Here is a 3882-nt window from a genome sequence, read left to right as displayed (position 1 = left end):
CTTGCGGGTGCTCGAAGGCCATCCGTTCGAGCGCGTCGGCGGCACCGAGCCGGTGAAGGTGGACGTGCGAGTAATCGCCGCCACCAACCGCGATCTGGAAAAGGCCGTCGGCGACGGGCTGTTTCGCCGCGATTTGTACTTCCGGCTGCACGTGCTCGAGATCGTGGTGCCGCCGCTGCGCGAGCGGCCCGACGATATTGCCGAGCTGGCCCGCTACTTTCTCCGCAAGTTCACGCACGAAACCGGCCGCCGCATTCGCGGCTTCACGCCCGGGGCGATGGAGCAGTTGTCGCGATATCGCTGGCCGGGAAATGTGCGCGAGCTGAAGAACGTCATCGAGCGGGCCGTCGTGCTGGCCCGCGGCGAGTTGATCGACCAGGAAAACCTGATGCTCTCGAAGCTGCCGGCCGGCGAAGTCGACCCGGCGGCGCAGACCGTCGAGTTCCAGGCTTTATCGTTGGAAGAGATGGAGCGCCGGCATATCCTGGCAACGCTCCAGGCCACCGGCTGGAACAAGAGCCAGACTGCCAGCTTGCTCGGCATCGAGCGCTCGACACTCGACCGCAAGATTCGCCGCTACAATCTGGCCGATCTTGCGCCGGGGCGCAGGAGGTAGCGGCAAATGCGGAGTCGCGTGACTTCACGAATGCCTCGCGAGCCGGATCAGCGACGGGAAAGAAGCCATCGCAACTGCGACCGCCGCTCCTCCGCTCGCCGAAATGAGCGCATCGTGTCCATCGCGCGATCGACTTGTCTTGATCGCGGAATGTAAAGCTGAATTGTCCTTTCAACCCAATCGACCAATTCGATTGTGCCGTTCAAGCATGAGTGCAATTCGGTCGCCGCGCCCGTCGACAAAACCAGAATGCTCGCATAGGGTCCGCCCGTGCCGGGCAGGTCGTAGCCTCCAACGTCGGTCACAAGCAAATGATCGCGGCTGGCAAAATCCAGTCGCCAGGCTCGCGAAATTCCAGGCACGTACCACACATAGAATCCGAGCCTTCGCAGCCAGCAGTTCGATTCGGGAGTCATGCTTCCGTTCCAAAAGTTGAAATGGGCTCAACTTTCCGGCCAGTTCCACCGACCAGGGCCGCGCGGTTCAGGCCGTAACGACCTCGCGCTGTGCCTGGGCTGCGTCCACCATGTTACGCAGCGATTCGAGAACCTCCGGCCAGCCGCGCGTTTTCAGGCCGCAATCGGGGTTCACCCATAGCCGCTCGTCCGGGATCACGTCCAAAGCCTGCTGCAGAAGTTCCGTCATTTCGCCGGTGCTTGGCACGCGCGGGCTGTGGATGTCGTAAATGCCCGGGCCAATATCGTTGGGATAATCAAACTGTCGAAACGCCTTGAGCAGTTCCATCTTACTGCGGCTGGCTTCGATGCTGACGACGTCGGCATCCATCTTCGCGATCCACTGGACGATGTCGTTGAACTCGCTGTAGCACATGTGCGTGTGCAACTGCGTCTCGTCGCGGATGCCGCTGGTGCTCAGCCGAAAGCAATAGACCGCCCATTCCAGGTACTCGTTCCAATCCGCTCGCCGCAGCGGTAGGCCTTCGCGCAGCGCGGCTTCATCGACCTGAATAATGGCAATGCCGGCCTGCTCCAGGTCCTGCACTTCGTCGCGAATCGCCAGCGCGATCTGCTTGCACGTATCGCTGCGTGGTTGGTCGTCTCGCACAAAACTCCAGCATAGGATCGTCACAGGGCCGGTGAGCATGCCTTTCATCGGCTTGTCGGTGAGGGACTGTGCATACTTGGCCCACTCGACCGTCATCGGCTTGGGCCGCGATACGTCGCCGAAAATGATCGGCGGCTTCACGCAGCGGCTTCCATAGCTCTGGACCCAGCCGTTCTGCGTGAAGCAGAAGCCGTCGAGTTGCTCGCCGAAATACTCGACCATGTCGTTGCGTTCGGCTTCGCCATGCACGAGCACGTCGAGCCCCAGCGCGTGCTGATGTTCGACCGAGTCTCGAATGAACGACTCCATTGCCTGGACGTACGCCTGGCGATCCATTTGCCCGCGCTTGAATTCGAGACGCGCTTTGCGGACCTCAGCCGTCTGTGGAAACGAGCCGATCGTCGTCGTCGGCAACAGCGGAAGGTGAAGCCGCTCTTGTTGCAAGCGTTTACGCTCGGCATGAGTCGTCTTCCTGGCGCTCATCTGGTCCGTAATACTTTCGAGGCGTGCGCGCACTGCCGGGTTCACTGCGCGCAGACTCGATCGACGTGCCTGCTGAATCGCCCGGTTCTCGTCGAGCGCGGCCAGGGCCTTCCGCCCGTCGGCGACATCTGCCAACAGACGCAGCTCCTCGCATTTCTGCTTGGCGAACGACATCCAAGATCGAACTTCGGGGTCGAGCCCCTCCTCGGCATCGAGATCGGTCGGAACATGCAGCAGCGAACACGACGTCCCGAGCATGAGGCGCTCGGAACCCAAGGCGATCTTGGCGGCTTCGATGGCGGACCACGCCGCGTCGGCATCGACTCGCCAGATATTGCGCCCATCGACCAGGCCCAGTGACAATTTTTGACTGGCGCCGAGACGAGGCGCGATTTGGCTTATTTGTTCGGGGCCGCGCACCAGGTCAACGTGCACCGCAGCCGTTGCGAGCGAGGCAGCCAATGCGGCGTTCTCGCGCAGCGACTCGAAATAGGTGGCCAGAATGATCTTGGTTGTGCCTGCCGCTTTGTTCAGTCGTTCAAAGGCGTGTCGGTAGGCGGCCTTCTCGCCGTCGGTGAGATCGAGAACCAGCGCGGGTTCGTCGATCTGCAGCCACTCGATAGCTCCCTGCAACTCGCGAAGTACGGTTTCGTAGACGGACAGGATCGCGTCGAGGTGCTCGAAGCGGTCGAATCCCTCGACCGTAGACTTGCCAAGTTTCAAGTATGTGACCGGTCCGAGAAGCACGGGCTTGGGACGGATGCCCAGCCCCACGGCCTCACGCACTTCGTCGATCAGCTTCGTCGACGAAACTCGAAAGCGTTGCTTGGGAGAGAATTCCGGCACGAGGTAGTGGTAGTTGGTGTCGAACCATTTGCTCATTTCCAGTGCGGCGATCGAACCTTCACCGCGCGCCATGCGAAAGTAAGTTGCCAGATCAACGTGCTCGTGATGGCTCCCGAATCGCTCGGGCACGGCGCCGAGCATGACGGTCGTATCCAGCACGTGGTCGTACAATGAGAAGTCATTGACCGGAATCAGATCGATGCCCTGCTTCTTTTGCAGTTCCCAGTGGCGGAGCCGTAAGTTGCGGGCACACGCCAACAGGATCGATTCCTTGACTTCTCCCTTCCAATACGACTCGAGCGTTTTTTTCAGCTCGCGACGCAATCCGACGCGCGGAAATCCCAGCGTGTGGGTCAACATGTTGTCTTCCTTTCGGTTTCCCAATTCGCGGGGAAACAATAGGCACCTGGCCTCACGGGCAGATGTCGACGAAAGGCAAGCTCCGTGCGGCGGCAGACAAGAACGCCAGCGCAACGGATGCCGTTCGAAGCCCATTTCGCGAGGCTGACACGGATCTCGCTGCGGGGCGTCTCCTGGCTTGCGGGCTTCTCGTGTGCTTCGTCTTCCCAAGCAGCGTCGTGCTCAGTGACGAACCTCGATTGGCATCCCGCTTACAGTAGCGCGTCTGCGCCGGATTCTCACCGGCTTCCGTTTCCCGCAGCTAACAAAGCACAATGAACAAGGCTAGCAGTCGCTAAGGTTTTTCGCAAGTGCCCAAGCGATAGCTAGTGCTTTGTCCACGGCTCCCCATGCAGCCAACACGAGCTCGACGTGCGTCACTCCCAGCGCAGGGCGGATGCCGATTGATATTCGGTGACGCGCGTCTCGAAAAAATTCTTCTCCTTGCCCAAGTCCATCGTCTCGCTCATCCA

General features: G+C 60.6%; 3 protein-coding genes and 1 riboswitch. Of the genes, 1 reads left to right on the top strand and 2 read right to left on the bottom strand.

Annotated features, from left to right (window positions below):
• A partial coding sequence (locus tag VGG64_21945) for a sigma 54-interacting transcriptional regulator (GenBank protein ID HEY1602281.1) occupies window positions 1-616 on the top strand: 616 nt, incomplete at its 5' end.
• A gap of 47 nt (window positions 617-663) precedes the next feature.
• Here the strand turns inward: VGG64_21945 and VGG64_21940 are convergent.
• Together VGG64_21940 and metE are read right to left on the bottom strand one after the other, a co-directional pair.
• Window positions 664-1032, bottom strand: a complete 369-nt coding sequence (locus tag VGG64_21940) for a hypothetical protein (GenBank protein ID HEY1602280.1) — start codon at window positions 1030-1032, stop codon at window positions 664-666.
• A 67-nt stretch (window positions 1033-1099) separates the two neighbouring features.
• The gene (gene metE, locus VGG64_21935) at window positions 1100-3370 is read right to left on the bottom strand and encodes a 5-methyltetrahydropteroyltriglutamate--homocysteine S-methyltransferase (protein HEY1602279.1); all 2271 of its coding nucleotides are present in this window, start codon (window positions 3368-3370) and stop codon (window positions 1100-1102) included.
• A 142-nt stretch (window positions 3371-3512) separates the two neighbouring features.
• A riboswitch (cobalamin riboswitch) is annotated at window positions 3513-3702 on the bottom strand.
• Window positions 3703-3882 lie beyond the last annotated feature (180 nt).

Source organism: Pirellulales bacterium, from assembly GCA_036490175.1.
Classification (GTDB): Bacteria; Planctomycetota; Planctomycetia; order Pirellulales; family JACPPG01; genus JACPPG01.
The sequence above is the reverse complement of the archived record's forward strand: the minus strand, read 5'-3'. Positions and strand labels throughout refer to the sequence as shown.